Below are 26,555 nucleotides of genomic sequence, written 5' to 3' on the forward strand. Positions count from 1 at the left end.
CACCGCATCTCAGCGGCGACTTAAATAATATATCATGTTTCTTTTATCTTTGCAACACTTTTTTTCAAGAGAATTTTTCAATTAATTCTAATTTGTTTTTATGTTGCTAATCATCTTGTAAAAGACAACTATAAGAATATACCACATGACTAAGCTAATTAGCAACATCTTTTTTAGTGACATTATTCATGTGTAGGATTACTGCATTTAAAAAAAAGAGACTATCATTCTCAACTAGCAGAATAACAGCCTCTTTAACATTTATTCCTTTCACCTTATGACTAACAAATCGGGACGGTAATAGCGTTTACCTCTTTCTTATATTTATCTGCGTCAGTCATTAATCCATGGATTTTGACGTGCACGAGCACTATAGGATGAGGAGCGAGATCTTCCTCCTGTCGATTTACGGGATTTATGCTTCTTAACAGTAGCATGTTCACTTGAAACCTTGGCTTTAGATGTTTCTTCCTTGGATGTACTGCTAGAGTTGTCTTTTGATTTGCCTTTAGACGCGCTATCGTCTTTTTTTGAAGAAGCACCTTCATTTTGCGATGGAATAGTCAGATTGTTACCTACCTCTTGCGTTCCCGGAGAGGCTGGCGCCGACTCGATGTTTCCTTCCCGGCATCCACAGTCTGGCATAAACATATAGGGCGTTGTATATCCCTCTAATGGATACATAGGTGCATTTCCATGTGCGAACGGAAGATATGGATGATTCGCGGCGTGTTGAGCCATTGGTTGGCTAAAGTCGGACACGTATCCACTTGCAGGCATACTATATTGTGGTCCTCCCCATGCGTTGCCCCACTGGCTACCCTGGACTGCACTCTCTGGTTGCTGCTGCGGACCCCCTTGGTGGATAAATGGAGGATAGACAGGATAGGATGTATTTTCAGACGCTTCATGACTCGGATAATATCCAGGGGTGCAGCAGCAATCTGAATAGGCAGGATAAGGTGTGGGATGAGCATGTATGGGTGCTGCTGTCTGCACAGGTCCCCAGCACCATGGATGCTCACAGTCATGATGATAGCCCTGATCTGCAACTACAGTAGGAGAGGCATGTTCTGCAAAGGAAGTATTTACAGGAGCATTCCCCCAATTCTGAGGAGACCCAATCCCCGGATACAACGAGTTCGGCATTGCATTTATTGGCGGACTGTAATCAAATGTCGGTTGCTGTAATGGCCATGAGGAATTTTCCATCGGCTTCGAGCTTGTGCAGCCACAAAACTTTTCAGTTACAGGTTGCTTTTCGATATTAATTGGAAGCTGCGGTTTAGGTGCAATCGGTTGAGTGACTATAGGTTGCATTTGTTGAGGTGGAGCAGGTTGAGTGACTATAGGTTGCATTTGTTGAGGTGGGGCAGGTTGAGTGACTATAGGTTGCATTTGTTGAGGTGGGGCAGGTTGAGTGACTATAGGTTGCATTTGTTGAGGTGGGGCAGGTTGAGTGACTATAGGTTGCATTTGTTGAGGTGGGGCAGGTTGAGTAATTATGGGCTGCAATTGAGGTGGAGCAGGATTTACGGGCGCCATATTGACAGGTGCCATGTTCACGGGTGCCATATTGACGGGCGCCATAGGAGCTTCAGGCAGTTTTAATTCAGGAAGCTTAGGAGGATTCACTGTTTCTTTCGGCTGTGTCATTTCTTCTTTAGGGCTAGGCATATTCTCCGGTTTAGGCTGTGTTAATTCCGCCTTGGGCTGGGTAAGTTCTTCCTTGGTCGGGGATTCGGTTTTAGGCTGTGTCATCTCTTCTTTCACTGCGGTATTTTTTTTATTCATAGAAAGATCAGATGCGTTTTCTTTGTAGTGTGGAATATTAACTGTTTCTCCAACCAGAAGTGCGTTCGGGTTTTTAAGTTGGGAATTGGCATCAATAATTATCTTAAGCGGTACATTCCACGCCTTGGACAACTTCCATAACGTATCACCTTGCTTAACCTTGTGTTGATAGACCGTTGACGGCTGTGTTTCCATCGTAACAGGATCTGTCGGAATTTTGATTTTCTCACCGATGCTCAACTGATTAGGGTCTGCCAATTGGGGATTGGCGGCAATAACTTTCTCTAGTGTCACATTATACTTCTGTGCCAGTAAGTATAGAGTGTCACCTTTTTTGACGATGTGTATTTTCACAGGTCACAAACCTCCTAGACTTTCGTTCGGGCGGGATAAACGCCCGGCTTCTGTTATTACATCCTATGCACCTCCCGGGCGAATGACCCCCTACAAACAAAAAAATCCTCTCAACCGAATACTCTTACAAGCATTCAGTCAAAAGGATCTCGATTATTTTAGTCCTGCCACACTTTATAGCCATCCTGATCCACAATCTTCCGGAACTCAGCCAGAAGCTCCAAAGTCACTGGACCAGCAACACCGGAGCCAATCGTACGACCATCTACTTCATAAGCTGCAATCACTTCTGCCGCAGTTCCCGTAAAAAACACCTCGTCCGCGACATATACATCATGCAATGAAAAAGGTTGCTCCTTAAGCGAATATCCAAGCTTAGCACACAAATCGATGATAGCATTACGAGTAATCCCCTCAAGCGCTCCCAAATAACAAGGCGGTGTGTACAACACTCCATTTTTGACAATGAAAATGTTGTCAGCAGAACCTTCCGTCACATATCCTTGGGAATTGAGCATAATAGCCTCACCTACACCAGCATAGTTAGACTGGATCTTCACCAGGATATTGTTGAGGTAGTTCAATGATTTAATCTTTGGATTCAAAGCATCCGGGATGTTGCGACGCTGAGAGACAGAGATTGTCTTCAGACCTGTCAAATAAGCTTTTTCCGGGTAAATGGCGAGCTGCTCGACGATAATGATGACACTCGCCTTTGCACAACGAAGGGGATCCAAACCTAGATTTCCAGCACCACGGGATACAACCAATCGAATATATCCATTACGCATTTCGTTAAGGCGAATCGTTTCAGCCATGGCTTCCAACATTTCATCAGGAGACAACGGAATGTTCAACTGAATAGATTTCGCAGAATCATACAGACGCTCTAAATGCTCCTTACATTTAAAAATATTTCCGTTATAAATACGAATACCCTCAAATATACCGTCTCCGTACAAGAAACCATGGTCATATACGGAAACCTTTGCGTTCTCCTTAGTTACATGCTGCCCATCCAGATAGATCCATTGTTCTGCCATTACAACCACACCTCCGATTAATGTTCCTTCAAAATAGGTTCGATCGCTGCTTCAACATACTTGTAGCTTGGATAAGAGCCAAGAATGCGTACATGGCACCCCAAAGCCTCGATCTCTGCAAAGGCTGCCGGAAGCAAAACGGAATGCAGAGATTCCAGAACTTCAATGTAAAAATAATAATTCCCCAATTGCTTTTTGGTCGGACGCGATTCAATACGAGACAGGTTTAACCTGCGCCATGCAAATGCAGATAAAACCTGATGCAGCGCTCCCGGGAAATCCTGTGGCGGCGTGACCAAAATACTGGTTCGCTGGCCTTCTGGCGTACGCGGGAACCTTACAGGTTGATGTCCAATCAAGACAAAGCGGGTAAAATTGTTATCGTGATCCGTCACCTTGCTGGCCAAAATGTCCAATCCGTGTTTGGCAGCCGCAAGCTTGGTTCCGAGAGCGGTCCAACCTTTACCTGGGTTATGTTTAACAATTTCGACGGCTTCGGCCGTACTTCCTGCACTCTCCAGCTCAGCTTGAGGAGCGAAAGCTTGTATGAATTCTTTACATTGGGGAAGCGCTACAGGATGGGACATAATCTTGACCACTTTGCTCAAATCCAGCTCGTCCTGATCCCCAAGAAATTCACTACGATGTCCAATAAGATTTTGAATCGAAGGATATACCCATTCCGCCTGCATTGGAATGTCTACCTCATGTACAAGCCAGTCCATATGCAAACTCACAGAGCCGTCAATCGTATTTTCAATAGGAATTACACTATAGTCTGCCTGTCCCTTGTCTATTGCCTGAAATACGTCTGCTATATGTTTGTAAAATAGAAGTTCACAGGGTGTATCTCCTAACAAATATTTAATCGCTTCATGAGAAACAGTCCCCTCAGGAAGAAGTGCAATTCGTTTCATATCGTAAGTTCCCCTTTAATCATATCCATAAAAGGGTGTGTATTCCCTTCTGTATATACTTTAACCCCTTCAACCTCTGGGCGCAATTTCAAAACAGACGCAGTGATCCCTTCTTTGTTCATTGTCTCCGTTAAATACAGTTCAAGCTCCGCTTTGCGATTTTCCCGTTGATCCATCAATGCCAGCAACGTCGGTCCAGCACCACTAAGGGCCACACCCAATGCACCATAATGGTGCGCATCCTGTAGGATCTCTGTCATACCCGGCACTAGTGCCGCGCGGTAAGGCTGATGAAGCTGATCCCGCATCGCTTCGGCGATTAGATCTGTTCGGCCCGATGCCAATGCCGCTACCAGCATTGAAGCATGACTTATATTATATACAGCATCCTTCAAGGATACGTGGGTAGGCAGGACCTCTCTGGCCTTCGACGTAGACAGTTGAAAATCTGGAATAACTACCATTACCTCTAGATTAACATCCGGTTCAATCCGTAAGTGCTTGGCATGCTCGCCATCCCACATAGCAGTAATAATACCACCAAACAGAGAGGCTCCGACATTGTCCGGATGCTTTTCGATAGCGCTTGCCATGTCAAATAGCTTGGAATCCGACAGAGGCGAGCCAATCAGCGTATTAGCAGCCACCAGGGCACCTACAATGGCGGAAGCGCTGCTGCCCAAACCACGGGTAAGCGGAATATCCGAGTACATCGAAATTTCCAGCTCAGGAACAGATACACCTGCTTCACGAAAAACCATTTGTGCTACCTTGTAAATCAAATTGGTTTTATCTTGGGGAACACCATTCATTTGATCTCCGTACAGATGAAAAGATGTCTGCTTGGCCTCTTTTAGTTCAATCCATGCGTATAGAGACAATGCCATGCCCAATGTATCAAAGCCAGGGCCCAGGTTGGCCGTACTAGCTGGCACACGCACTCTTGCTGTTTTCAAAACGGTCATACAGATGATTCCTCCTGCTTTTATTGACTATCCCTCTACCCGGTATACACTCTTGATGCGGCGAATCACGTCTAAAGTTTCAAAATGTTCCAAAACCTTTTGCATACTTGCTTTGCTAGCTAAATGAGTCACAATAATAATTTCAGCATCGGGATTAGTCTCATTCGGTTGCTGCACGACAGATGCCAAACTGACATTGAATTCAGCAAATACCTGCGTAATCTGTGCCAATACCCCCGCTTTATCATCCACGTGCAAAAGCACGAAATTTTTGAAATACACGTCTTCGTCATTGCTAATTTTCTTCGGATTGTAGGGTACGATTGCTTTAAGCCCATTTACGCCGAGTTTGAGGTTTTTCACTACAGCCACCAGGTCAGCCACAACTGATGTAGCTGTTGGCATTTCCCCTGCACCTGCACCATAAAACATGGTTTCACCCACCGCTTCACCATGTACATAAACTGCGTTGAACACCCCGTTCACCGAAGCCAATGGATGCTGCTTGCGCACCATAGTTGGCTGAACATTAATCGTAAATTCATCACCTTGACGCTCTGCAATGCCAAGTAATTTCATTTCATATCCTAATCTTTTAGCAAAAGCAATATCTTCACTGGTTACCTTGGAAATGCCGCTCACGCTTACATCCTTAAGCTCTACATTGGAACGGAAACCAAGGGTCCCAAGTATCGCCATCTTTCGGGCCGCATCCAATCCTTCGACATCTGAGGTCGGATCAGATTCTGCGTATCCAAGCTCTTGGGCTTCCTTAAGAACCTCCTCATACGAGGCTCCTTCCTGGCTCATTTTAGTTAAAATATAGTTTGTTGTCCCGTTCACAATCCCCATAATGCGGGTAATACGGTCAGAGGAGAAACCTTCGATGAGCGTACGAATGATCGGTATACCGCCCGCTACGCTAGCCTCATAAAAAATATCACATTGTTTTTCCTGTGCCTTTGCCAATACTTCAGAACCGTGCAATGCCATTAAGTCCTTGTTGGCCGTTACAATGTGCTTGCCCCTCTCTAGCGCTTCGAGAATGTACTCCTTCGTCTGATCAATCCCACCCATGACTTCGATAATCACATCAATTTCAGGATCTCGAATGACTTCCCACGGGTCCTCCGTAAGCTTGGCGGTGTCCACTTCAATGGCACGATACTTTTCTATGTTTTTTACAGCTATTTTTTCAATGACGATCGGTGAACCGACTTGTCTGCTCAAGTCTTCCTGATTACCCTCAACGATTCGAACGACTCCCGTACCTACAGTCCCCAAGCCTAACAATCCTACTTTGACCGGTTTCATCCATTCCCCTCCTGCTAACTTTTATCTAACGAACTGTATCGCCTCAGCCTTGCCCAATCAGGCGGACCCGCTTGACTCCAGAAATGCTCTCCAAGCCCTCCAGCAGAACACCCAATTCATCACTAAGCCTGGACATTTCTACTGAGATGACTACGTTGGCTCTGCCTTGCAGTGGAATACTTTGCTGGATCGTCAGCACATTACCTCCGTAATCTGCCACTCTGCCGAGCACCCTAGACAGCATGCCGGATTGATGCTCTAGATCAATAGAGATATTGACAATTCGCTCGCGCTCCAACTGGTTAACCAAATGTATGCCATCTTTATATTTATAAAAGGCGCTTCGGCTTAGCCCAACTTGCTCCACAGCATCATGTACGGTTTTAACATCTCCCGAAGCCAGCAGCAGTTTTACCTGTATGGTCTTAACAATAGCTTCAGGCAAAATATCTTCCCGTACCAAGTAATAGCGCTCTTTCAAGAACGTCCTCTCCTCAAAGACTTATGTTTTTGTATAGAGGACATTATATCGAAACTCATGAAAATCGGCAAGCTAACAATACAAAAAACGGCTACTGCCTTCTATAGAATTCCCTATAGTGCAGTAACCGTTCAGGTTTTAAAGCCTTATTTAATTTTTAGTAGTAGCTGCTACCTTCTACAAATTCGAACTCGAAATCAGCAATGCGTACAGATGTACCATCTGTGGCACCACGCTTACGTAGCTCAGCATCCACACCCATATGACGCAACGTTCTTGCTAATTTTAAGATGGCATCATGCGAATTCATCTGCATGCGCTTCATCATGCGCTCAATTTTGGGGCTGTGCACCACGAATGTGTCGTTTTCACGTACGATCGTAAAGCCCTCGTCTTCGGCCGTATCCAACTTAAATACCTTACGTTCATTGACTTCGGCTACTTCCTCAACAATCGGCTCGTCCGGTATTTGATCCAACAGATCAGCAGCCCGATAGAGCAGTTCCTTTACACCCTGACGTGTCAAAGAGGAAATAGGCATGATTTCAAGGTCAGGACGTATCGCAGCAATTTGCTCTTTGAAGTGAGCAAGATTTTCTTCAGCTTCCGGCATATCCATTTTATTGGCCGCCACAATTTGTGGACGCTCAGCCAGAGCTGCATTATATTGCTTTAATTCGTCGTTTATTTTGGTCCAGTCTTCAAACGGGTCACGTCCTTCAGAGCCCGCCATATCCACAACATGGATAATGATTCGCGTCCGCTCAATATGCCGCAGGAATTCATGACCCAGTCCAGTGCCTTCATGAGCTCCTTCGATCAAACCAGGCAAATCGGCCATCACAAAGTTCCGCTGATCCCCCACATCTACGACGCCCAGATTTGGGGTAATCGTTGTAAAGTGGTATGCGCCAATTTTAGGTTTTGCGGAAGTTACAACTGACAACAAGGTAGACTTTCCTACACTAGGAAATCCGACCAAGCCTACGTCAGCCATCACTTTTAACTCAAGTGTAATATAACGTTCTTGCCCCTCCGCACCGTTTTCAGCCAATTCAGGCGCTGGATTGCTCGGTGTAGCAAAACGAATATTACCGCGTCCTCCGCGTCCTCCTTTAGCTACAACGACCTGTTGACCATGACGTGTCATATCTGCCAATACTTCACCAGTGTCATCATCCATGATAACTGTTCCCGGTGGTATACGGACGATCATGTGCTCTGCGTTGGCTCCGTGTTGGCTTTTGTTGCGACCTTTTACTCCACGCTGGGCTTTAAAATGCCGTTGGTATCGAAAATCCATCAAGGTGCGCAAACCCTCATCTACACGGAAAATCACATCTCCACCGTTCCCTCCGTCACCACCAGCTGGGCCACCATTAGGAACATATTTTTCACGGCGAAACGCAATTAATCCGTCTCCACCGTCACCGCCTTTAACAAAAATCTTCGCTTTATCTACAAACATGGTTACACCTTCCTTATGTCTGGCACTGCATTCGAATTTGAAGCATATCTCCTGTAGGGAGCTTCTCTGTTCGAAGGCGTTCACTTCCAAGTACGGATCTGACCTGCTTTAGTATATTTAAGTCGGCAGGTATGTCACTTCCTTCAAAGCGGACGATAACATCATTCTGATCCATACCGAAATAAAGTGTCAATCTGCGCACTTCTCCCCAGGACGACCGGCCCCCGCCATATTGATACGCACGCACCGTTTGTATGACGGCCGAGGCAAGCGACTCGCCGTCTTCGGGAGACATGACAGCGTCTAACTTTAACTCTTCCTCAACCTTTACCGACAATTGTAAATTTCCGGCGTTCACGCGAAAAGACTGCAAATAAAACACCAGCGAGGGAATACCCAGCTTAGATATTTTACTGTCTTCCGACACCCGCCCTTTTATTGTTTCCACATAAGCAGCTGATTTATCATGCTTATTCATACGAATATAGCCATAAAGCACCTGTAAATCATTCATCCAGTCATGCCGATGATGGTTAAGCGTCGCTATCGCTGTACGCTCAAAAGAACGCAAAGCAGCTTTCCGCTCAAGTTCAACCTGTCTATGGGTATACCACATACCAAAACAAGCAGCAGCTACAGCCCACACAGCTAGTATGATAATCGTTAATGCTTTGGGATAGAGCAGTGAAAAAACCAAAGGAATCAGAATGGAACCCAACGCCAGATAAGGCGCTCTTATCCGCTGGAACATGGCTTCTCTCCGTTCTGCGATAATTAAATGGACTAGTCAACAACCTTAATCCAGTATAGCACAGACTAACTTTCCAGTTCATTACCATCATGCAAAAAAGCCTCCGACAAAAGTGCCGGAGGCTTTTCAGCGTGTCTAAGCCGCTATTAAGCTTCTACAGTAGCTGCTACTGGAGCAACGTCGATCGGGTAGATGCTCACCTTTTTGCGATCACGGCCCCAACGTTCGAACTTCACAACGCCGTCCACTTTCGCGAACAGAGTGTCGTCCTTACCGATGCCCACGTTCGTGCCCGGGTGAATTTTCGTTCCGCGTTGACGAACCAAGATGCTACCGCCGGTAACTGCTTGACCGTCAGCACGTTTCACTCCAAGACGTTTCGATCTGCTGTCACGTCCGTTTTTTGTGGAACCTACACCTTTTTTCGATGCGAATAACTGAAGATCCAATGTCAATTTCAACATGATGTCTACCTCCTTCTTTGTTTATTTTCTATTTGAATATACTTACCGTATGATTCAGCAATGCTTGTCAGCATAATCACCATGGATTCCAACAACAGTTGAACCTGTGCGTTCGCATCATGATAACTTTCAGGAGATAGATACGCGCTTAAAAAGCCGTTTTCCATTTCCGTTTCCATTTCAACGTCCGTAAGAGCTACAATCGAATTGACAGTTCCTACGGTTACCGCCGAAACACCAGCACATACGATATCTTCGCCAGATTTAGCAAAATTCGCATGACCTTTAACAGAAAACCCCTGTATGCTGCCATCCTCCAGTCGTATAATACGCACGATAATCAATTATCGCACCCTCTTACGCTTGGATTTTTTCAATCGTCACTTTCGTGTACGGTTGACGATGACCTTGCTTCACATGGTAGTTCTTTTTAGGTTTGTATTTGTATACGATGACCTTTTGACCTTGACCATGCTTCTCAACTTTAGCCGTTACAGAAGCTCCAGAAAGAAGCGGTGTACCTGCTGTCAAGCCATTGTCGCCGGACACTGCCAGAACACGATCGAACGTTACAGTTTCACCATCATTAGCTTCCAACTTCTCGATGAACAATACGTCGCCCTCTTGAACTTTGTATTGCTTACCACCTGTTTCGATAATTGCGTACATTTGCTTGCACCTCCTTATGTCTCAGACTCGCCTAATAGCAGGTGGCAGTTTCTTTAAGATACTGCACTTCAGTACCTGATTGGAGCGGTTACAGCATGTGCAGCCAATCTTACGCATCACACATACTAAATGATTGTAGCACAAGCTTCGTACACATTCAACCTTTAGTTTTGAAATAATTTTGATTACGCACGTTCTATACGAGAGTCTTTTCTTCACGCACTTTTTTGCGGGTCATTTCCAGTAAACCTAACCGCGTCCAACCGACAACATAGGATTTAGTCCGGTCCTTTTTTAATCTTGCCTCCAGCACAGAGGATACTTCCCTACGATTCTCCTCTTGTTCCATATCAATAAAATCAATGATGATAATACCACCAATATCACGGACACGTACCAGGCGGGCAATTTCTTCTGCTGCTTCAATGTTAGTCTGGGTCACCGTCTCTTCCAGATTACTGCCGCCCGTAAACTTCCCAGTATTCACATCAACGACGGTCAATGCCTCCGTATGATCAATGACAATGTATCCGCCACCCTGAAGCCATACCTTTCGCGCAAAATCGCGTTCCAACTGCTCATGAATGCCATAAGCTTTGAAAATAGTTTCTTCTGCACTGCGAAATATACTTACATGAGCTTTCGCAGAACCGATCTGTTGCAGCATTATTTCTGCATCCTTTGCTTGCTCCTCACTGTCAATGACCAGTTCATCCTGCTCAGGTGTAAACACATCGCGAATTAAACGCTGAACGATACTCAGATCCCGGTGCAATTCACACGGTGCAGAGTGTTCGCCCGCTTTACGCTGAATAGCCTCCCATTGCTTACGTAGTTGATTCAGATCATTTTCAATCGCCTCTATACTCATTTCCTCTGAAACAGTACGAATGATGACCCCTTCCTCACCCGTGCGCAGTTGCTCTCCCATTGCTTTCAAACGGGCACGTTCTCCCTCACGCTCAATCTTCTTGGATACGGCCACATAATCAGCACGGGGCATGTAAACAATCCAGCGGCCGGGAAGTGAAAAATGAGTGGTCACCCTGGCTCCTTTGCTACCAACTGCCTCTTTTAATACCTGTACTACGATTTCCTGCCCCACCTTTAACAGTTCAGAAATGGACGGCTTTACCTCTGGCTGCTTGTCCAAATGAGCATGAAGTACGTCATCCACATACAAAAAGGCATTCTTGCGCTGTCCAATGTCAACAAAGGCGGCTTGCATTCCCGGTAGCACATTGACCACCCTAGCTTTGAAAAAAGAACCTAGAATTCCCCGTTTTCGCGGTAGTTCAGCCGCATATTCAACCAACCGTCCCTCTTCCAACAGTGCCATTTGGGTCATCTGCTGTTGGCATTGTACAATCATTTGCTTCATGGTTTTTCAACCTCTCTGAATACAGCCTCTTCCTCAATTCATAAAACATTATTTGGGCTTGGATTCTCCACCATTTGGCGGGCGTGCCGCAAAATAAGAGCGTATAAGTCGTTGCTCCGGCAATACAGCTACAATCCGTCCCTGTTCATTCATAACGTAAACCATATGATATCGATCTCTTCTGAAAAGACGCAAAACAGGCTCCAAATGTTTCACTGGCAGGGATACAATAGGTAAAGCAATGCTTCCTTTAGCCGCTTCGCGGTAAAAAAGCTCGTCCCTCCCCAGCAAAAAACGTATAAAACGGTAAGGGATATTCCGATAATCCACAATATTAGAATAAAGCAAAAAAATCCCTACCGCCAGCAGATTTAAATGTAAAGGCTCATCTTGCCTTAATAACGGCGAAATACCATACAGGCAAAACAGCAGACTGGTTACGATACTGGCTCTAAAAGTCCATACTAATGTGCGATGATAAGAAAAGAATAAGCTAATCAGTGACTGTAATATTTTCCCACCATCGAGCGGTAAAATGGGCAACAAATTAAACAATGCAATAACAGCATTCCCTTGAATTATATAATTTACATAATCATGCTCCAACCCACTCACATGCCTAAGCCACAAAAGGATGATGATCATGATTCCGTTTTGCAGGGGGCCTGCTAGGGCAATGACAATCTCCTTCCACGCATTGAGCTTCCCCTGATCTTCAATGACAGCCACTCCTCCAAAGGGTAACATCTGTATGGAAAGTAAGCGCGCTCCCAGCAACGAAGCAGCTGTCGCATGACCTAGTTCATGTATAAACACCAGTGTAAATAAAGTCATGATCTCGATAAAATGTCCAGTTAACACAGAGGTCAGCATAACTAGTACAAACAGTGGATGCAGTGATAGGGTCACCCCTCGGACATTAATCAAGGGCTACCACTTCCGACGGGTCAATGTATTGATCCCCTCTTTGAATTGCCAAAAATAAAGTTGCCACCTCGCTACCGCTGTGACTTGCTGGCAATACACCGATCTCTTCACCCTCCTGAACCCAATCGTTCACTTTTAAGATAGAGCGTGAAAGTCTTCCGTAAGTTGCTGTGATGCCACCAGTGTGACGAACTGTAACCGAAATCCCACTTTTGGGATGGTTTAATACGTCTAATACACGTCCTGCATCTATACTTTTAACAGCGATTGCCCCGTTATCGGTAACATTCGGCGTAATTTCTACTCCTTTAAGGCTCAGTACAAACGGCTGTGTTATATTGCCTTCAATCGGTGGAGAGCCCTTTCGACTAGCGTCTACCTGGTTCGTTTCATGCTCCTCGCCAAAAATCGGTAAAAAGGAAGGAGCTCCGTCAAAATAAGTTTTATACCATTGTCCGGCGGCTACAAAATCCATGTCCTTATTCAAGGCATCCGCGACAAACATTCTCAAATTTACTGCATAGGGAATATCCCAGCGAAATAAGCCCCATACCACTCCAAATAACACTGTTGCTATGACAGTTCTGCGCCAAAAGGAACTCCAAAAAGACGGACCACGATTTGCCCCAAAAGATTGCTGCCAACGTTGTCGATCATTTTTCCACTCGGTTTCTGGGTCTCTGGGCGAGTTGGCACTGACTACAGGCATCGATTTCATTTCTCTGTACCCGTACCTGTCCTGATCTGTGCCTGAGGAATACGCCTCCGCTTTGTTTCCCTCGATTAGCTGCTGTATACGTTCTTTTCTGCGCTGCTTGATTCCGGAATTTTTGTTCATCTTATTCAGCCCCCTCAGCGAGGTAAGTTTATTACATCTTATGAGGACGGGCTTCAACTTATGTTGTCCGGGTGGGAATTACATACCCTAAAAAATCAAAAAAACCGGCGCTAGCGCACCGGATATGTTTTGTATTTATAACATTTATGTAATGAACTAAATTTACGAACCATTATCATAGAAATTAAAAAAGCAAACCAAAAACACTTAAATAAGTTGCCACTTATTTAAGTGTCTAGTATTACAAATGAACGCTACTGTAACACTTACCTTAGAAATCTTCCTGTTTTCCTTATCCACCCATACCAAAAAATTTCTTAAAGCGTGTCATCACGCTCTTCTTCTGGTCCAGCTGCATAAGAGGCACAGTATCGCCCAAGATTCGTCTCGCAATGTTCCGATAGGCAATCGCTGCCTGTGCATCCGGATTCATAACAGTAGGCTCTCCTGTATTAGCTGCTTTAATTACCATTTCATCATCCGGTACAATCCCAATAAGGTCTATGCTAAGCACTTGTAGAATCCCATCAATATCTAACATATCTCCGGATTTAACCATACTATTGCGAATGCGGTTAACCACTAATTTAGGTGATATCACATGTGAACTTTCCAGTAAACCAATGACCCGATCTGCATCGCGTACAGCAGCATTTTCTGGAGTAGTTACAACAATGGCCTGATCCGCACCGGCAATGGCATTTTTAAAGCCTTGCTCAATACCCGCAGGGCAGTCGATCAATATATATTCAAAATCCTTCTTAAGCTCTAAAATAATATCCTTGACCTGCTCCGGCGTAACAGCACTCTTGTCCTTGGTTTGAGCAGCTGGCAGCATATACAACTCCTCAAAACGCTTGTCCTTAACCAGTGCCTGATTCAGACGGCAACGACCTTCCGCTACATCAACAAGGTCATAAATAATCCGGTTTTCCAGACCCATCACAACGTCTAGATTACGCAAACCGATATCCGTATCCACCAAACACACCTTTTTGCCGAGCAGTGCAAGCGCTGTTCCTATATTGGCTGACGTCGTCGTTTTGCCGACGCCGCCTTTTCCTGAAGTGACGACGATAGCCTCTCCCATGTGCTACACCCCTTTGAACACGTTAAAATCGCGGCCCAGACGCACAATATTGCTCATTTTGTCTATTTGCATAGCGCCATCCTTGAGATACGCAAATTCCATGCCGGATTCACGCGTCTCCCATTCATCTGGTGGACGGCTGATCATTTCGGAAATTCGCAGCTGTGTTGGTGCAAAATAGGAGGCCGCGATAATCGCTTCACTATTTCCCTCCATCCCTGCATGCGCCATGCCCCGCAGAGCGCCAAGGACATAAATATCACCGGTACAAGTTATAATTCCACCCGGGTTAACATCTCCCAAAAAGAGTAAGTTTCCATCGTGATGAAGCACTTGTCCTGAGCGGATAATCCCTGTCACCGTGTGAATGGGGGGCTTGCCCTGCACTACCGCAGGCAATCCGGGTGATTCTACAGACCTGATGAGCAGATTACCCTTCTGCTTTAAAATCTCCAGAATACTTTCCTTCTGCTCCTCCGTTACTTCCCGACTTCCCAGCTTAATATCCACATGAATGATCGGGCCTGTTAAAATATTTTGATGACTGTGCTCCAGCTTAAAACGCAGCTCACCCAGCAAATCCTCAAATTCGCATTGATCGTCCAGCAGGAATACCAGGCCATCTTTGATGCCTTTAATCGTGACATGATTCGATTTCACCGCCATTAGCCTGTCCCTCCTATCTCAATCATTTCGTCCCCGGGACGTCAAATCCCTGCTAACCCGGACAAAATGTGTGTAAAAAGACCTAGACAGTCTCTTCCTTTTTCACACGGGTACCCAAACGCTGTAATTGCTTGCGAACAGGGACATAAATGATGAGGGCGAACAGAAAATGGATAAATAAATCAGGAATCATATACTGAGCAAGTGCCCAATTGAAAGTCTGATGATTCAGCTGGAACAGCTGATCAATGGCAAAGAGCATAGAATCCAGCAAGAAACTACCAATCAACACGGCCGCCATCATAATGGGCATCGGTGCACGTCTAGCTGTAAACACAAGCCCTAATAAGTATGCAGACAATCCCATTGCAAAAGAATAAGGGCCAATGATAAACCCGTAGTACACTACGTCATGAATAAGTCCAAAAACAATACCTAGCACCAACGCTGTATGACGGCTGTAATACACAGATACAAACAAAATTACGACATACACAAAATTTGGGACCATTCTTGAATGCCAACTATCCGGGAGAAGCCACGGAAGAATCGTTCCTTCAGCTATAAACAGGACAAACAGCAGCAGTATCAAAACCTGACCGCGCATCTTCATTATTCCGGTACCTCAGGAGTGTAGAGGACGAGCAGTTCTTTCCAATCCACAAAGCTGGCTGCCGGTTTAATAATCGCTGTCCGTGTTTTGCCGAACTCTCCAACCTGAATTTTCTCCACCGTTCCAATCATTAGGTTTTTGCGGAACTTCCCGCCTGCACCAGACGTAATAATCTGATCACCCTTTGCGATTGGATCTTTTTCTTCAATGCGAGTCATTTGAAATCTGTTCGTACCCGGATCATAGCTTTCAATCATACCAAACGATTGATTTTCCTTACCCAAGACTGTCGCTGCAATAGCATAAGAATTCGGATTTTTAGGGTCCAATGTAGTCAACAGCGTAACGGTAGACGTAAAATTCCCCGTGCGGCTAATGACTCCAACAAATCCTTCAAGTGAACTGACTTCCTGACCAACCTTGGCTCCATCCTTCTCACCAATATCAATCACGAGCGTTTTGGAATCATTGCTAACACTGTTCACTTGAGCAACACGATAATCATAATTATTTTTCGCCTTTTGCGTTTGGGTGAACTTCAGTTCATTCTGCAATCTGGCATTTGTCTCAACATAATTATGAGTCTGAATCTGGTCACGAGTCAGCTTAGCCACGGCTATTTTTAACCGCTCATTTTCTTCGTAAATACTACGCATATTGCCAATATCTTCAAAGAAGCCCGCTATTGCTGAAGCGGGCCTGTAAAAGATACCTTGCACAAAGCCAATTGAATCTCTGGCGAACTTCTCGGGCCAGGTTAAGGAACTTCTCTGTCCAAGTGTAATCCCCATAAGGGCAATAAACAGAACGATTCCGATCAATAGAACAAATAGTCTTTTATTGCCAAACAGCTTAAACAGTTCCTACACCCCCGATTCAACGTTTGGAACGGACGGCAGAACTGCTGCGCGATTTGAACAAATGGATATTTTCCAGTGCTCTACCCGTACCGATTGCCACACAATCCAGAGGATTTTCCGCTACGATCACCGGCATTCCGGTCTCACCTGCCAACAGCTTATCCAGGTTGCGCAGTAGTGCTCCACCACCAGTCAGTACAATTCCTCTATCCATGATGTCCGCCGCCAGCTCGGGAGGGCATTTTTCCAATGTTACTTTGACTGCGTCCACGATCGCATTCACGGTGTCTGACAATGCTTCGCTAATTTCATCGGAGGTAATCGTAATTGTCTTCGGCAAGCCTGTAACCAGATCGCGTCCGCGGATTTCCGATGTTTCCACTTGCTCTAATGGCATTGCTGAACCAACTTCCATTTTCAACTGCTCAGAAGTCCGTTCACCAATCATCAGGTTGTATTGACGTTTCACGTATTGAATAATAGACTCGTCCATTTCATCGCCAGCCACTCGTACAGAACGACTTGTTACGATCCCTCCCAAGGAAATGACCGCAACTTCGGTTGTACCTCCACCGATATCGACAACCATACTGCCCGTAGGCTCCCATACCGGCAGATCAGCGCCAATTGCCGCTGCAAACGGCTCTTCAATCGTGTACGCCTCTCTTGCGCCTGCTTGCTTGGTCGCATCTTCAACAGCACGCTGTTCCACTGCAGTAATGCCCGAAGGCACGCAAACCATCACGTTCGGATGGCGTGGAAACAATGAACGTTGTGCTTGCGCCTGACGGATGAAATATTTAATCATCGTTGCAGTCGTATCAAAATCGGCAATGACTCCATCCTTCATTGGACGAATTGCACGGATATTTCCCGGTGTGCGACCGATCATTTTTTTCGCAGATTCCCCAACAGCCTCAATGGTTTTTGTATCTGTACGCAATGCGACTACAGATGGTTCACGAACCACGATTCCCTTACCTCTTACGTATACAAGCGTGTTTGCCGTCCCCAAGTCAATTCCCAAATCTTTTGTAAAGCCACCCAGCATGATGTTAATCTCCTTTTCTCTTCCCTGAAATCTGTTATCCCTGTATAAACGGTTTATTCAGGCCGGTTTATCCGGTCGTGTTTAAATGTTTGATTTAAATATTATATTATATCAGACCTTGTTCCTTCAAACTTACAAAGGTCCCGTCCCCGATCACAATATGATCAAGCACGTCGATACCCACGATGTTGCCCGCTTCCATCAAGCGGCGGGTCAACTGGATATCTTCCGGGCTTGGCTTCGGATCACCGCTCGGATGGTTATGAGCGCAAATAATCGAAGCACTGCTGCACTTGATTGCAGCCCGGAATACTTCACGAGGATGCACGATGGCGGAATTCAGGCTGCCCATAGATAGCGTTTCCTGAGCAATGACATGGTTTTTGGTATTTAGAAACAGGCAAACAAAATGCTCTTTCTGCAAATAACGAAGCTGCTCGAACAGCAGATCTGCCACATCCCGCGGGCAACTAATCACCGGGGTCTCCAAGTGGCGTGACAATGCCAATCGACGCCCGAGTTCGATACCCGCTTTTAGCTGTATCGCTTTAGCATTTCCAATACCCTTAATCTGGGTCAACTCGCTCAGACTCATATCCACCAGTTGACGCAGATTCCCTGCCTGCTGCAAAATACGCTGCGCTAAATGCACAGATGATTCTCTTTGTGTTCCTGTACGCAGTAGTATTGCTAGCAACTCCGCGTTGCTCAAGGCATCCGCCCCATATGTCATCATGCGCTCTCTTGGTCGTTCTTCATGGGGGAGGTCGCGAAGCATCAGTATTGGCGACTCCAGCATATGTTTATCCCCTTTTATGGACGCAGCACATTTACTCCAAAATCGGACAGCATGTCCGACAGCAAAGAAAGCGGCAATCCTACGACGTTAAAATAACAACCCTGAATAGATTCCACCAACGTAGCACCCATGCCTTGAATGCCATACGATCCTGCTTTGTCAGACGGTTCACCAGTATTTACGTATGCCACAATTTGTTCTTGGCTCAAAGGCTTCATTGTGACATCCGTTTGGCGATGTCTAACAAGCATCTTGCCGGTTCCGGTATGTATGCAGGCTACCCCGGTGTACACACGGTGTGTTCTTCCCTGCAATGCAGTCAACATGCGAACCGCGTCCGCATGGTCGGCAGGCTTGCCCAATACCGAATCCTCCAGCACGACAATCGTATCACTGCCAATCACCAATCCAGCTTCCTGGGACTGTGCGGCAGTGCGCACGACCGCTTCGGCTTTGCGGGCCGCAAGGGTCTCCACGATTTGCTGAGGCGTCCAGCTCTCAGGCGTGCTTTCATCCGCATGACTCGGCACCACCTCAAAGGGGAGTCTCAAATATGCGAGTAATTCCTTCCTTCTTGGTGAAGTCGATGCCAGAATAATGCGGGGCGTAATTTTCCCGTCCATAAGGGAAGCTCCTTTTCATCAGTTAGAGCCTGCGGTACAGCCAGAATGCGGCGATGATGCCGATCAGACTAAGCAGGCTCAATTCAAAATTTATCGTTATGTTGTAGCTGATAATATCCAGATCCGCTCTCGGTGACCAGGATATCGTAGTGGGGTGGGTCAGAAAGGAAAGGACTTTGACCGATTGAAGGGCCTTAGCAATCCAGGCACCCAAAAGCCAACCGAGCAACAAAAACAGTATAAGCATTCCTACATTTTTTTTCATCCTGATCTTCCCTCGCCATTTTTTGACACCTTCATTATTATACGGTGATTTGTACTGCAATACAAACAGAAATCCGGCATGGGGAACTATTTCCAGTTCCTTGCCGGAAAGTATGGTTAGTCTACTGTTTTATGAATTGAATAAATTCCTTCTCACGCAAAACATATTCCATCATGGAGGACTGAATCTCCCAAATGTGTTCCTTGGCTGTATTCTTGTTATATTCTCCAAGTGCAGAGACTGCGCTGTTCATCGCCTTTTCAAGCGAGGTAGCGGTGGCAGCCGCTTCCTTCGGAAGACCAGTGGGAAGTGCAGCGACATTTTGTGTCCACTGCTGATGCAGGTCGTTCAGCTCGCTCATGTCGGAGGCTGACACCGCATTTGAGCCTTCTTCTCTGAGCAAATTTGAAGAAAGTCCGCTCAGCTTCCCCACTAATGAGTTGCTTAACTGAAAAAAGGTAGTGAGTTTATCACCATTACCTCCGTAAGCCGCTTTTTCGAATCCAGGTAATTCGAGCTCGCGGACATACAATTCCACTCCTTGTGTCTTCAATTGATTACTGAGCAACTTGGCTTGCTCCCTATCCGACGATATTCCTGCATATACCCGGTTTTGATCCTCGCTATCCCCTCCTGCTGCAATGCCTGCCTTCAACAGTTCTTCCTTTGCCTGTAAAGCCCGCTCTGGAGTGCTGAAAACCCCATATTGCAGCAAATAATAGGTTTGTGGAGGCACTTGAGTTGCTACGACGGCGACAGGGGCAGCATTCTCTTTTGCATACGTGTTATCGACATCAACAGATTCTTTAAAAACAGGCACAGCCTCATCAGCAGAAGGATCAGATCCCGGGACCATACCGCCTCCGTTAAACAGTAACAACAAAATATATCCGAACATGCCTCCAGTCACCAACGCGCTGGCTACAGAACCGATTAATCTCCATCTGGAAGGGTGAGGTGGACGCTTTCTATACTCTTGACCGGAATAATAGGTTTCCTCAACCTCAACATCGTCCTCTTCCGGACTTTCCGGTAGAATGTCCGCATCTGACCAGGAAGCTGCCGAACGACCAAAAGGGTCGTCCCATCCCTCTTGTACCCTCAATGTTGGAGTAAAGCGCCGAGTTGCAGTGCGTTTGTTCGTCTCCACAGGCTTACCAAGCTCTGAATGTTGTGTAGTTCGAGTATGTTTCTCCATACTGCTAGTCCGTTCCATACCTTTATGCTGGTTATCCGTTTGATAAAGCTCATCATCGTGATATAACTCCGTATCTCTGATCGTGTCACGCTGTCCGTTCGTAAATGACTCATTTTGGTTCGGAAGCACCTGTAGCTTATCCTCCCGGCTTGTTTCCGGCAACTGTTGATCGAACCGGAATGTCATCTTGGCCTTGTTCATGGATGCACTCCCTCCTTGTCCCATACTTCCTCATAGTCTGTTGTATGAGTCAAGCTGAGAAAATATGCCTCAGCTTTACAAAAAAAGGGTATCCCGAAACACCTTCGTGTTCGGAATACCCTTCAAAGCTATAATACATTGGCGTAACAGCCCATGTTCATACGTATTACACTTATTGCCCGCGAAGATGGCGTGCTAACGCGTCGCCAGCTTTCCAGATATCTCCTGCTCCCATTGTCAGCACAAGATCGCCTGGTTGTAACCGATCTTTCAGCTCTTCGATCACAGCTTCTTTGGTTGGTAAATAGATTGCATTCGCATTGCTGTTTTGGACGATTAAATCCACCAGTTTGGAAGAATGCACACCTTCAATCTGTTTTTCTCCCGCTGGTGAATAAATATCGGTAATGATCACTTCACCAGCCTCGCTAAACGCACGGCTGAACGCATCCAGCAGGAAAAAGGTACGACTGTAGCGTTGTGGCTGGAACACGGCAATAATACGCTTGCCAGTTGCTCTCGCTGCACTGATCGTAGCCTCAATCTCTGTTGGGTGATGCGCATAATCATCAATAATCAAAATGTCATTGCCTTCACCTAGCACTTGAAAACGACGTTTCGCTCCATGAAATTCCACAATAGTTGCAGCAATTTGATCAAATGGAATCCCTGCTTCCAGACATGAAATCACGGTAGCCATCGCATTATACATGTTATGTTTACCAGGTACAGACAATTCAATCGTTCCGAGTGCTGTTCCCTTACGGCTCATCGTAAAGCTTAATCGGCGGTCACCTAGTTGGATATCTGTCGCCATGTAATCCGCTTCATGCTCTACCCCATAAGTAATGACCCGAGTTTGGAGCTGAGGCAGCATCTCTCGGATGTTCTGATCATCTGCGCATACAATAGCTGCTCCATCCGGCCGAATTTGGCTCAAGAATTGCACGTAAGCACTTTTCAGGCGATTGAAGTCCCCATCGTAATTTTCCAAATGATCTGCTTCAATATTGGTTACGATCCCCTGCCAAGGATGATATTGTAGGAAAGAACCATCGCTCTCATCCGCCTCGGCAACGACAAACTCGCTTTTCCCCGCTTTGGCGTTCGTCCCCAAATTCGTGATTTCGCCGCCGATAATATACGTTGGGTCAACGTTACATCTCTCCATAACCAGAGCGATCATAGAAGAGGTTGTCGTTTTCCCGTGCGCACCCGCAACCGCTATACCCTTACGTTCGTTAAGCAAGCGAGCCAGCATCTGCGAACGGTGCAGTGTTGGAATATTCAATTCTTCTGCTGCCACCCGCTCTACATTGTCACGTGACAATGCTGTTGAATAGACGACGATATCTGCGCCCGCAATATGTTCAGGCGTGTGTCCAATATATATTTTTGCGCCTTTTGCCGCCAGTTTTTCTGTCAGCTCCTGTGATGCCACATCTGAGCCAGTCACGGTATATCCCATCTCCAGCATGACCCGAGCAATCGCGCTCATCCCGTAGCCGCCGATACCGATAAAATGAACATGTTCCGAAGTAATCAACAAATTTCACCAACCTTTTTCCGAATCGGTTTGATACATAAGGGTAGCCCGTACATCCGCAATAAGATACAGCGTGCCGGACACCACCCCCAGATCTTCCGCTTCCGTATGTGACTGAAGCAGGTTTAAAGCCTTTTTCCAGTCACCTTCTACAATAATTTTTAAATCCGTTTTGGCATAAGACGGCCGCAGCTTCTCCACGAGATGAGCCAAATCAGCGGCATTCATTTTGCGGCGAAAATCGGGCTCGGTCAGGATAAGCGTATCCACTAGTGGCAGTATATGCTGCAAGTATGCCTCATGATGCTTGTTTGATAGCATCCCCATCATTAAAACCAATTTTTTGTACGAATACACTTGTGGGAGACTCTTGGCCAGCGTTTGCGCCCCTTCTGGATTATGAGCCCCATCAAGGACAATTCTCGGCGAGGTACTGACTTGTTCGAGACGCCCTGCCCAGGCAGCTTGCCTAAATCCCTCCAGCAGATCCTCATCATCCAACACAAAAGCCATATACTGACGTAGGACTTCAAGTGCCATCAGAGCTCCTGCCGCATTAGAACATTGATGCTCACCTAACAACGTGATGTCGATTTCCATATGTCGGAAGGGTCCGGCGAATGAAAAGGTCTGACCTGTTTCATTCCCGTTTAACCGTTCATACGTAAATTGTTCCCCTGCCAGGTACAAGGTAGCTCCTTGCTTGGCCGCCGTTTCACGTATGACCTGAATAGCCTCGGGCTGGGAAACACAACTGACGACAGGTACGCCCGGCTTGATGATCCCAGCCTTTTCTCTTGCAATCTGTTCCAGTGTATCTCCCAAAATGTCCGTATGGTCATAGCCGACATTCGTAATGACCGAAACGATAGGACTCACGATATTAGTTACATCCATCCTTCCCCCGAGGCCTGTCTCCCATACCACAACATCTGGAAAAGCTACCGTAGCATAGTACAAAATAGCCAACGCTGTGGACACCTCAAACATCGTAGGTGATCCCAACTCACTATCTGCGATTTCTTTCACCAACGGATACAAGCGATTGGCCAGTGAAACCAGCGTTTCATCTGGAATATCGGTCCCGTTGAATTGAAAACGGTTCGTAAATCGGGTGATGTACGGAGAAGTAAAGGTCCCAACATCGTATCCACATTTCAGAAGCACAGAGGTTAGAAAGGCACAAGTCGAGCCCTTACCGTTGGTTCCTGCAATATGAATAAATTTCAGATGTCGTTGCGGATCACCCAGCCTACTCATCAGCTGTTCGATTCGTTCCAGTCCGGGTCTAATGCCAAACGGAATCAACCCATTAATCCATTCCACTGCTTCATCATAACTTTGTAAAGGGGCTATGTCGCCGCCCCTGATCGTATCTGACATCCTCTTCACCTTCAGGTCATTTTATTGTGAGTGAAATTATCCCTTGAGTTCTTCAATACGTGCGATAACTTTAGCGCGCTTATCTGAGTAATCGGCTTGCTTGGCCTTCTCTTCCTCGATGACTTTGGCTGGTGCCTTCGCCACAAAGCCTTGGTTGGAGAGTTTTTTCTCCACGCGCTCCACTTCACTGTTCAAATGCTGAAGTTCTTTTTCAAGTCTGCTAATTTCCTGGGCAATATCTAGCAGTCCGGCTAACGGCAGGTATAGCTCTGCGCCGCTAACAATAGATGTCATGGCTTTATCTGGAGCGGTGAACTCTAAGCCTGCGTCGAATTCAGACGTGTTACAGAATCGACGTACATACTCTCCATTGCGGTTAATGATATCAAGAACGGCTTGATCGCCGGGTTTTATGAGCAATTCAATTTTTTTACTCATCGGCACGTTGACTTCAGCGCGGATATTGCGCACAGCACGAATCACGTCGATCAGCAAATTCATTTCAGCGACCGCGTCCTTATCCTCGAAAGCAGGATCGTAAGCAGGCCAAGCGGCCAGTGTGATCGTTTCTCCCTCATGCGGAAGGTGCTGCCATATTTCCTCGGAGATAAACGGCATGAACGGATGAATCATGCGCAGTGTCCGATCCAAAACGTATGCAAGTACCGATTGTGTTTTCTTTTTCGCCTCTGCATTATCGCCATATAGGGAAAGCTTCGCAAACTCAATGTACCAGTCGCACAAATCATCCCAAATAAAGTTATACAGAAGGCGGCCTGTCTCGCCAAATTCATAAGCATCTATTAGACGCGTGATGTCGCGTGAAGTTTCGTTTAGACGGTGCAGAATCCAACGGTCAACGGTGCTCAAGTCACCAGCAATGTCTATATCTGCCGCAGTGACGCCTTCCAGATTCATCAGCGCAAAGCGTGATGCATTCCAGATTTTATTGGCAAAGTTACGCGCCTGCTCCACACGTTCCCAGCGGAAACGAAGATCTTGTCCAGGTGTGCTGCTGGTGGAGATCATATAACGCATTGCATCGGTACCATATTGGTCGATCACGTCGAGCGGATCAACACCATTGCCCAGGGATTTGGACATTTTTCTTCCTTCCGCGTCACGAACCAAACCGTGCATAAGTACATCCTTGAACGGAATCTCTTCCGTGAACTCCAGCGCGGTAAAGATCATACGCGATACCCAGAAATAAATAATGTCATAGCCTGTCACCAGAACATTCGTCGGATAATAGCGTTTGAGATCCTCTGTCTGCTCAGGCCAACCTAGGGTCGAAAACGGCCATAAAGCAGAGCTGAACCAAGTATCGAGTACATCCTCATCCTGTTTGAGTTTTCTACCGGCATATTCAGGCAAAGTGGTAGGGTCCTCCGCCGATACAATAACTTCTCCGGTTTCCTCATCATACCAAGCCGGAATACGGTGTCCCCACCATAATTGACGGGAAATACACCAATCCCGCACATTTTCAATCCAATGCAGATAAGTACGCTCAAAGCGATCCGGTACAAAGTTTACACCGTTGCCAGCCTTCTGTGCTTCAATCGCCTTAGCTGCCAGAGGCTTCATTTCCACGAACCATTGCGTCGACAGATAAGGTTCTACAACTACGCCAGAACGCTCACTATGACCTACTTGGTGTACATGCTCTTCAATACGAATCAGTACACCCTGCTCTTTCAAATCAGCGACGATTTGCTTACGGCAATCGCTGCGATCCAGTCCCTGATATTTGCCTGCTTCAGCATTCATCGTTCCCGTCTCGTCCATCACCGTAATTTGAGGCAACTGGTGACGTTGACCCATTTCAAAGTCATTCGGATCGTGAGCCGGTGTGATTTTAACCGCGCCGCTACCGAAATCTTTATCTACATAGTCATCCGCAATGACCGGAATTTCACGCCCGATGATTGGAAGCACAAGCGTTTTGCCGATCATTTGCTTATAGCGTTCATCTTCTGGATGTACAGCTACAGCCGTATCGCCCAGCATCGTTTCAGGGCGTGTAGTGGCTACAGTAATAAATCCGCTACCGTCTTTCAGAGGGTATTGCAGGTGGTACAGATTTCCGTTCACCTCTTTGTATTCCACCTCAATATCCGACAATGCGGTACGTGCAGCAGGGTCCCAATTAATGATGCGTTTACCGCGATAAATCAGACCCTTTTTGTACAGTTTAACGAATACTTCGCGTACCGCTTTGGACAGTCCCTCATCCAATGTAAAACGTTCACGAGAATAATCGAGAGAAAAACCCATTTTCTCCCATTGATTGTGGATATTGTCCAGATAAAGATCTTTCCACTCCCACACTTTCTCCAAAAACTTCTCACGGCCCAAATCATAGCGAGTCAAACCTTCTTCACGTAGCTTCTGCTCTACTTTTGTTTGAGTAGCAATACCTGCATGGTCTGCCCCTGGCAGCCACAAGGCATCATAACCCTGCATCCGCTTGGCGCGGATAATAATATCCTGCAAAGTAAAGTCAAGAGCATGTCCAATATGCAACATACCCGTAACATTCGGTGGTGGAATAACGATAGTAAAAGGCTCTGCCTCTGGATGTTGCCCGGCGCGGAAATAGCCCTTCTCCATCCACGTTTTGTACCATTTTTGTTCTGCTGATTTGGGATCGTACGTTGTTGGCATTTCCAAGGTTGTCTTGTTGTCTTGTTCTGACATATCAGGATACCTCCATGATTTTCAATTGGCAAATAAAAAAAGCCCTTCATCCTCAAAGGACGAAAGGCTGTTCTCTCGCGGTACCACCTTTGTTTCACCCCTAGTGTATGTATCCACTGATCCATTACACATGGTGTGACACTTTATGCAGATAACGGTTGCGGACCGGCCTTATTCTACCGTGAACCTCT

Annotated in this window: 26 protein-coding genes and 1 other annotated feature; all 26 genes read right to left on the minus strand. The window is 46.2% G+C overall.

What is annotated here, in order from left to right:
• Positions 1-333: 333 nt before the first annotated feature.
• A complete protein-coding gene (locus tag ACUC6J_RS18605) occupies positions 334-2,148 on the minus strand; it encodes a LysM peptidoglycan-binding domain-containing protein (RefSeq protein WP_447249259.1) in 1,815 nt (604 codons plus the stop codon).
• Between the two features lie 158 nt (positions 2,149-2,306).
• A complete protein-coding gene (gene ilvE / locus ACUC6J_RS18610; RefSeq protein WP_447249260.1) occupies positions 2,307-3,191 on the minus strand; it encodes a branched-chain-amino-acid transaminase in 885 nt (294 codons plus the stop codon).
• A gap of 17 nt (positions 3,192-3,208) precedes the next feature.
• A complete protein-coding gene (pheA, locus tag ACUC6J_RS18615; protein ID WP_290404202.1) occupies positions 3,209-4,108 on the minus strand; it encodes a prephenate dehydratase in 900 nt (299 codons plus the stop codon).
• Positions 4,105-5,073, minus strand: a complete 969-nt coding sequence (thrB, locus tag ACUC6J_RS18620) for a homoserine kinase (protein WP_447249261.1) — start codon at positions 5,071-5,073, stop codon at positions 4,105-4,107. The genes pheA and thrB overlap by 4 nt, the downstream gene beginning before the upstream one ends.
• A gap of 27 nt (positions 5,074-5,100) precedes the next feature.
• Positions 5,101-6,387 (minus strand): homoserine dehydrogenase, encoded by a 1,287-nt coding sequence (locus tag ACUC6J_RS18625; RefSeq protein ID WP_447249262.1) that lies wholly within the window; start codon positions 6,385-6,387, stop codon positions 5,101-5,103.
• A 43-nt stretch (positions 6,388-6,430) separates the two neighbouring features.
• Positions 6,431-6,868, minus strand: coding sequence for an ACT domain-containing protein (locus ACUC6J_RS18630; protein ID WP_013372659.1), 438 nt, complete (start codon positions 6,866-6,868; stop codon positions 6,431-6,433).
• 157 nt (positions 6,869-7,025) lie between these two features.
• The gene (obgE, locus tag ACUC6J_RS18635) at positions 7,026-8,336 is read right to left on the minus strand and encodes a GTPase ObgE (RefSeq protein ID WP_447249263.1); all 1,311 of its coding nucleotides are present in this window, start codon (positions 8,334-8,336) and stop codon (positions 7,026-7,028) included.
• A 13-nt stretch (positions 8,337-8,349) separates the two neighbouring features.
• Positions 8,350-9,087, minus strand: a complete 738-nt coding sequence (locus tag ACUC6J_RS18640; RefSeq protein WP_025365643.1) for a Spo0B domain-containing protein — start codon at positions 9,085-9,087, stop codon at positions 8,350-8,352.
• A 146-nt stretch (positions 9,088-9,233) separates the two neighbouring features.
• A complete protein-coding gene (rpmA, locus tag ACUC6J_RS18645; RefSeq protein WP_013311590.1) occupies positions 9,234-9,551 on the minus strand; it encodes a 50S ribosomal protein L27 in 318 nt (105 codons plus the stop codon).
• Between the two features lie 5 nt (positions 9,552-9,556).
• Positions 9,557-9,895 (minus strand): ribosomal-processing cysteine protease Prp, encoded by a 339-nt coding sequence (locus tag ACUC6J_RS18650; RefSeq protein ID WP_016818432.1) that lies wholly within the window; start codon positions 9,893-9,895, stop codon positions 9,557-9,559.
• A 13-nt stretch (positions 9,896-9,908) separates the two neighbouring features.
• Positions 9,909-10,220 carry a 50S ribosomal protein L21 gene (gene rplU / locus ACUC6J_RS18655; protein ID WP_013311592.1) on the minus strand — a complete coding sequence of 104 codons (312 nt, stop codon included), beginning with the start codon at positions 10,218-10,220 and terminating at the stop codon, positions 9,909-9,911.
• Positions 10,221-10,233: 13 nt separating this feature from the next.
• Positions 10,234-10,320 (minus strand) — a sequence feature (ribosomal protein L21 leader region).
• 96 nt (positions 10,321-10,416) lie between these two features.
• A complete protein-coding gene (locus ACUC6J_RS18660; protein WP_016818431.1) occupies positions 10,417-11,601 on the minus strand; it encodes an Rne/Rng family ribonuclease in 1,185 nt (394 codons plus the stop codon).
• Between the two features lie 48 nt (positions 11,602-11,649).
• A complete protein-coding gene (locus ACUC6J_RS18665; RefSeq protein ID WP_016818430.1) occupies positions 11,650-12,528 on the minus strand; it encodes a M50 family metallopeptidase in 879 nt (292 codons plus the stop codon).
• A complete protein-coding gene (locus tag ACUC6J_RS18670; protein ID WP_447249264.1) occupies positions 12,521-13,366 on the minus strand; it encodes a peptidoglycan DD-metalloendopeptidase family protein in 846 nt (281 codons plus the stop codon). Before ACUC6J_RS18670 ends, ACUC6J_RS18665 begins: the two co-directional genes overlap by 8 nt.
• 292 nt (positions 13,367-13,658) lie before the next feature.
• Positions 13,659-14,456, minus strand: coding sequence for a septum site-determining protein MinD (gene minD, locus ACUC6J_RS18675; RefSeq protein WP_013372668.1), 798 nt, complete (start codon positions 14,454-14,456; stop codon positions 13,659-13,661).
• A 3-nt stretch (positions 14,457-14,459) separates the two neighbouring features.
• The gene (minC, locus tag ACUC6J_RS18680; protein WP_017427422.1) at positions 14,460-15,122 is read right to left on the minus strand and encodes a septum site-determining protein MinC; all 663 of its coding nucleotides are present in this window, start codon (positions 15,120-15,122) and stop codon (positions 14,460-14,462) included.
• A gap of 82 nt (positions 15,123-15,204) precedes the next feature.
• A complete protein-coding gene (mreD, locus tag ACUC6J_RS18685) occupies positions 15,205-15,735 on the minus strand; it encodes a rod shape-determining protein MreD (protein ID WP_013372670.1) in 531 nt (176 codons plus the stop codon).
• Positions 15,735-16,556, minus strand: coding sequence for a rod shape-determining protein MreC (gene mreC, locus ACUC6J_RS18690; RefSeq protein WP_016818427.1), 822 nt, complete (start codon positions 16,554-16,556; stop codon positions 15,735-15,737). Before mreC ends, mreD begins: the two co-directional genes overlap by 1 nt.
• A 55-nt stretch (positions 16,557-16,611) precedes the next feature.
• Positions 16,612-17,646, minus strand: coding sequence for a rod shape-determining protein (locus ACUC6J_RS18695; protein WP_013311600.1), 1,035 nt, complete (start codon positions 17,644-17,646; stop codon positions 16,612-16,614).
• A gap of 106 nt (positions 17,647-17,752) precedes the next feature.
• Positions 17,753-18,445: a RadC family protein gene (gene radC, locus ACUC6J_RS18700; protein WP_017427420.1), complete on the minus strand. Its 693-nt coding sequence runs from the start codon at positions 18,443-18,445 to the stop codon at positions 17,753-17,755.
• Between the two features lie 14 nt (positions 18,446-18,459).
• The gene (locus ACUC6J_RS18705) at positions 18,460-19,068 is read right to left on the minus strand and encodes a Maf family protein (RefSeq protein WP_102998278.1); all 609 of its coding nucleotides are present in this window, start codon (positions 19,066-19,068) and stop codon (positions 18,460-18,462) included.
• Between the two features lie 22 nt (positions 19,069-19,090).
• On the minus strand, positions 19,091-19,333 hold the full coding sequence (locus ACUC6J_RS18710) for a DUF4321 domain-containing protein (RefSeq protein WP_013372674.1): 243 nt from the start codon (positions 19,331-19,333) through the stop codon (positions 19,091-19,093).
• Positions 19,334-19,454: 121 nt separating this feature from the next.
• On the minus strand, positions 19,455-20,732 hold the full coding sequence (locus tag ACUC6J_RS18715; protein ID WP_017427419.1) for an SPOR domain-containing protein: 1,278 nt from the start codon (positions 20,730-20,732) through the stop codon (positions 19,455-19,457).
• A 172-nt stretch (positions 20,733-20,904) separates the two neighbouring features.
• Positions 20,905-22,278 carry a UDP-N-acetylmuramate--L-alanine ligase gene (murC, locus tag ACUC6J_RS18720; protein WP_447250307.1) on the minus strand — a complete coding sequence of 458 codons (1,374 nt, stop codon included), beginning with the start codon at positions 22,276-22,278 and terminating at the stop codon, positions 20,905-20,907.
• 6 nt (positions 22,279-22,284) lie between these two features.
• Complete coding sequence (locus ACUC6J_RS18725) at positions 22,285-23,661, minus strand: bifunctional folylpolyglutamate synthase/dihydrofolate synthase (protein ID WP_016818421.1); 1,377 nt, start codon at positions 23,659-23,661, stop codon at positions 22,285-22,287.
• A gap of 36 nt (positions 23,662-23,697) precedes the next feature.
• The gene (locus ACUC6J_RS18730; RefSeq protein WP_193191203.1) at positions 23,698-26,364 is read right to left on the minus strand and encodes a valine--tRNA ligase; all 2,667 of its coding nucleotides are present in this window, start codon (positions 26,362-26,364) and stop codon (positions 23,698-23,700) included.
• Between the last annotated feature and the right edge of the window lie 191 nt (positions 26,365-26,555).

Source organism: Paenibacillus sp. JJ1683 (assembly GCF_053006485.1).